The organism is Mesorhizobium sp. M7A.F.Ca.CA.004.12.1.1 (assembly GCF_003997835.1).
GTDB lineage: Bacteria > Pseudomonadota > Alphaproteobacteria > Rhizobiales > Rhizobiaceae > Mesorhizobium.
In genome coordinates, this window is sequence record NZ_RZRK01000498.1 from 1 (window position 1) to 4,618 (window position 4,618).

5 protein-coding genes are annotated in these 4,618 nt (G+C 63.3%); 2 read left to right on the forward strand and 3 right to left on the reverse strand.

From position 1 onward, the window contains the following. Positions 1-249 precede the first annotated feature (249 nt). Both EN984_RS23470 and EN984_RS23475 read left to right on the forward strand, forming a co-directional pair. Entirely contained in the window at positions 250-729 is a 480-nt protein-coding gene (locus EN984_RS23470) for an Lrp/AsnC family transcriptional regulator (RefSeq protein WP_013530077.1), read from the forward strand. A gap of 250 nt (positions 730-979) precedes the next feature. Beyond that, positions 980-1,774 carry a glycosyltransferase family 2 protein gene (locus tag EN984_RS23475; protein ID WP_127267435.1) on the forward strand — a complete coding sequence of 265 codons (795 nt, stop codon included), beginning with the start codon at positions 980-982 and terminating at the stop codon, positions 1,772-1,774. A 4-nt stretch (positions 1,775-1,778) separates the two neighbouring features. Here the strand turns inward: EN984_RS23475 and EN984_RS23480 are convergent, their stop codons facing one another. The 3 genes from EN984_RS23480 to rfaE1 are packed head-to-tail and all read right to left on the reverse strand — an operon-like array spanning position 1,779 to position 4,504. After that, positions 1,779-2,438 (reverse strand): HAD-IIIA family hydrolase, encoded by a 660-nt coding sequence (locus EN984_RS23480; RefSeq protein ID WP_127267434.1) that lies wholly within the window; start codon positions 2,436-2,438, stop codon positions 1,779-1,781. Further along, positions 2,431-3,003: an SIS domain-containing protein gene (locus tag EN984_RS23485; protein WP_127270425.1), complete on the reverse strand. Its 573-nt coding sequence runs from the start codon at positions 3,001-3,003 to the stop codon at positions 2,431-2,433. Before EN984_RS23485 ends, EN984_RS23480 begins: the two co-directional genes overlap by 8 nt. A 7-nt stretch (positions 3,004-3,010) precedes the next feature. Then, positions 3,011-4,504 carry a D-glycero-beta-D-manno-heptose-7-phosphate kinase gene (gene rfaE1 / locus EN984_RS23490; RefSeq protein ID WP_127270424.1) on the reverse strand — a complete coding sequence of 498 codons (1,494 nt, stop codon included), beginning with the start codon at positions 4,502-4,504 and terminating at the stop codon, positions 3,011-3,013. Between the last annotated feature and the right edge of the window lie 114 nt (positions 4,505-4,618).

Sequence of the window (4,618 nt, forward strand, 5' to 3'; positions counted from 1 at the left end):
TCTAAAGCCTCTGCGGAGGGCTGCCGGCAATTGCGGCATGGAAAACTCGATCATTGTCGCGCGTAATGTAAGTGTTGCCCACGACGCCAGCAAGGCAAGTTGGTGTTCGTCCCCGGAAAGCTTTGTCGCACCTGTCGGCCGCTGATCCCGCGAAATATTCCGGGCGAAGGATGGAATGGACAGCGAAGTCGTTTAATTACAAAATCACGCAAGATTCTTGCGTATTGCCCCTCATGATCGAGAGCCCCCATGCCGCTCAAGGCCGACCTCGACGCCATCGACTGGAAGATCCTGCGCGAATTGCAGGGCGACGGCCGCATGACCAATGTCGAACTGTCGAACCGCGTCGGCATTTCGGCGCCGCCATGCCTGCGCCGCGTCAAGCGCCTGGAGGAAGCCGGCATCATCCGTGGCTACCGTGCCTTGCTCAATGCACCAGCGCTCGGCCTCGATGTCGTTGCCTTCTGCCTGGTCGGCCTGCATCATCAGGCCGATGCCGAACTGCGCATCTTTGCCGAGCGCACCCGCGGCTGGCCGATCGTACGCGACGCCTGGATGGTGTCGGGCGAATCCGATTTCCTGCTGCATTGCGTGGCGAGCGACCTTGGCGCCTTCCAGAGCTTCGTCATCGAGGAACTGACCTCGACCCCGAATGTCGACACGGTGCGCACAGCGCTCACCATCCGCCGGGTCAAGGACGAAGGGCTGGTCTCGTTCGCACAGCCTTGAGCCGGCTGAACCGCAACGAGCTTTCGCCGATGTCGCTTGAAGGCCTCGCCATATCAGCGCCGCTTTGGCGTTCGATAGCTCTCCTGTGAAGCCGGAATTTCTGCCGTAGCCGTCTTGTTGGTTTCCTAGAGCAATTCCAGAAAAAGTATGTAACGGTTTTCCCGGGTAAAGCGCATAGCGCTTTCGGGATTGCGTAAACAGGGGCGCAGGGCAGCCCAATTCCGAGAACAGTGTGCCGTGGGGTGGGACGATGACTCGATTTTCTAGCCCGGTTTCGGCGCTGGTCATCTGCATGAACGAGGCCGACATGATCGGCGAGTGCCTGGAAAGCGTCGATTTCTGCGCCGAGATCATCGTCGTCGATTCGGGCTCGACGGACAGCACTCTGGACGTCGTCAACGGGTACATCGCCAAAGGCTACCCGATAAGGCTGTTTCACAACGATTGGCCGGGCTTTCCTCGTCAGCGGCAATTCGCGCTCGATCAGGCCACGCAACCATGGTGCCTTTCGATTGAAGCCGACGAGGCCATCGACGACGTGCTCAGGCAGTCAATCACGAATGTGACCCAGCTTGGGAATGACGCCTTCGACGGATGGTACATCAGACGCCGCGACAAGCTGAAGGGCTATGGCTATGCGCACCGCTGGGTGCTTCACAACAGGCTGCTGCGTCTTTTCCGCCGCGACAAGGCCACGATGGACCTCAATCTGCGGGTCCATGAGTCGTTCGAGGTGCCAGGCGAAACCGGCACGATAGAAAATGGCGTGCTGCTGCATCGCCGCGAAATGACTATTGCCGAGGATCTGGCAAGGGCCAACACCTACTCCAGCCTCAAGGTTGCCACGCTTGTCGAACGAGCCAAGAAGCCCGGCCTGATAAGACTGGTGCTGTCGCCGCTCGGCAACTTTCTGAAGTTCTACCTGGCCAAGCGCTACTTCCTGTGCGGCCGGCACGGGTTCGTCTATTCGATGCTGGTGATGCTGTATTCGTTCGCGACAGAGGCCAAGCTTTATGAAGCCTGGCGAGACAAAGATCGGATGTAAGCCGTCACGGCGCGCCCGAGGCGGTGCCAAGCGCAGCTATTGCGGCGAGCAGGCCGTCGAAATCCGCGCGCTCGCACCAAGGCCGAATTGTGAAGCCCGATCGGACAGCTGCTTGTCCATCTACCAGCCAGCCCTGCGCGAGGCCGGCGCGTTGTCCCGCCTCCATGTCGGCCTCCTTGTCGCCGACGATCAGCGAACGCCGCAGATCGAGCCCGAGGCGCCCGGCCGCCTCCAGCAGCATGCCCGGATTGGGCTTGCGCATCGGATGATCGGCAACCGCAAGCACACCGGAGCCAGCTTCGTGATAGGCGCAGGCGACGACCATATCGACGAACGCATTGTCGACGCGCAGCAGCTCGAGCACGCGGCCATTGACGGCGGCGAAATCGCCCCAGCCGAAATAGCCACGCGCGATGCCCGACTGGTTGGTGACGATGATGACCGGAATGCCAGCCCGGTTGGCGGCGGCTATCACCGCGGCTATGTCCGCGCGCAGCACCATTTCGGCAGGATCATCCGGATAGCCGGTATCGACATTGACGGTGCCGTCGCGATCGAGGAACAGCGCCGGCGAGCCGGCGGCGAACACCCTTGAGCCGACCCGCTCGACCCATAGGCCCGGCTCCGCCAGCGGAAAGCGGCCAGAGGTCGTGGGATCAGCCATTGCTGAGGCGCGCTTCGACCACCTCGCACAGATGATGGTAAAGGCACAGATGCCCCTGCTGGATGATCGGCGTCGAGGTCGACGGCACGTTGAGCAGGATATCGGACAGAGGCTTCAGCTTGCCGCCGGTGTCGCCGGTCATGCCGATCACCGTCATATCCATCCTCCGCGCCTGTTCGGCGGCGGCAAGGATGCTCGGCGAATTGCCGCTGGTCGAGATCGCCAGGAGCACGCCGCCGGCAGCGCCATGCGCCTCGACCTGGCGCGAAAACACCGTGTCGAATCCATAGTCGTTGCCCCAGGCGGTCAGCACCGCTGCATTGGCCGGCAGCGCGATGACATTGTAGGCCTTGCGCTCCTTGAGAAAGCGGCCGACCAGTTCGCCGGCAATGTGGATGGCGTCGCTGGCCGAGCCGCCATTGCCGGCGATGAGCAAAGCTTTCCCCGACGAAAGCGCAGTCACCACGGCGCTCGCTGCCCGCTCCATCTCACCGGTCAGGTCCCGTTCGACCATGGCTGATATGGCAGCCACGGAGCGGACAAGGTAATCGTTCAACTCGGACATGAAACCCTCAGTTTGTGGTGCCGCCGGCGCGCAATTTGCCAATGGTGTTGGTGGTGCTTTTTCCGGCGACCAGATCGACCAGCACGACGCGTCCGCCGGCCTTCTGCACCACATCGGCGCCGACCACGGTGTCGACCGTGTAATCGGCCCCCTTGACCAGTATGTCGGGCAGCAGCGCTTCGATCAGCGCCAGCGGCGTATCTTCCTCGAAAACCACGACCGCATCGACCGAGGCAAGTGCTGCCAGCACGCAGGCGCGGTCGTGCTGGTCGTTGACCGGGCGCCCGGCGCCCTTCAGTCGCCGCACCGAAGCATCGCTGTTGAGGCCGAGCACCAGCCGGTCGCATTGGCTGCGCGCCGCGTGCAGCAAGCTGACATGGCCGGCATGCAGGATGTCGAAGCAGCCATTGGTGAAGCCGACGCTCAGGCCCTCTTCCTTCCACGCCGCCACCATGCGCGCGGCCGACGTGGCGTCGAGGATGGCGTCCTTGTGGGCCGTCGGCCCATGCGAACGGAACAGCGCGCCGGTGAGTTCCTCGACCGTCAGCCGCGCGGTGCCGCGTTTTCCCACCACGACGCCACCAGCGGCATTGGCGATCGAAGCGGCCATGACCGTATCGGCGCCCACGGCCAGCGCCAGCGCGAAGCTCGCGATCACCGTGTCGCCGGCGCCCGAAACGTCGAACACTTCGCGCGCCTGGGTGGCGATGTGGCGCGCCTCGTCGGGGCCGACCACGCTCATGCCCTTTTCGCTGCGCGTCGCGACCACGAAATCGAAACCATGTGCCGAAATCAGCTCGCGTGCGGCACCCACGATCTCGTCATCGGCGAACACCGCATGGCCGGCGGCCTCGCCGAGTTCCTTGCGGTTGGGGGTAATGGCGGTCGCCCCGGCATAGCGCGCGTAATCGCGGCCTTTCGGGTCGACCAGCACCGGCTTTCCAGCCTCGCGGCAGATGGCGATCAAGTCGCCGGCGACGCCGTCGAGCAGGATGCCCTTGCCGTAATCGGACAGGATGACGATGTCGGCGTGCGCCAGCGCGGCGCGGAAATGCCGGATCAGGCCGGCTCGCTCCGCAGCGCCGAGCGGCTTGATCTCCTCTTCGTCGAAACGCAGCACCTGCTGGTTGAGCGCGCTGAAGCGGCTTTTGGACGAGGTCATGCGACCACGCTCCTGCGCGAGGCCCGCCGTATCGGCGCCAAGCTCGCCGAGCATCCGCACCAGGCTATCGCCTGCCACATCGGTGCCTATGACCGAGACGGGAATAGCGGCAGCGCCGAGCGAAACGATGTTGGCCACGACATTGCCGGCGCCGCCCATGGTCGAGGTCTCGCCGCGCCCGTGCAGCACCGGTATCGGCGCCTCCGGCGAGATCCGCTCGATGACGCCGTTGACGAAACGATCGAGGATGAAGTCGCCGACCACCAGCACTGTGGCCTGGCCGAACCGCGCAATGGCGCGGTGCAACGGTTCGGGAGAAGGCGGATTGTGCTTGATCATGTCACTGGCAACACAGGGAAAAGGCCGATTTCAATCTCATAAGTGCTCATCAATCGACTGGTCGGATCGTTCATGGCGAAAGCCGATATACCGCAAATTCACGCAGCGCAACGG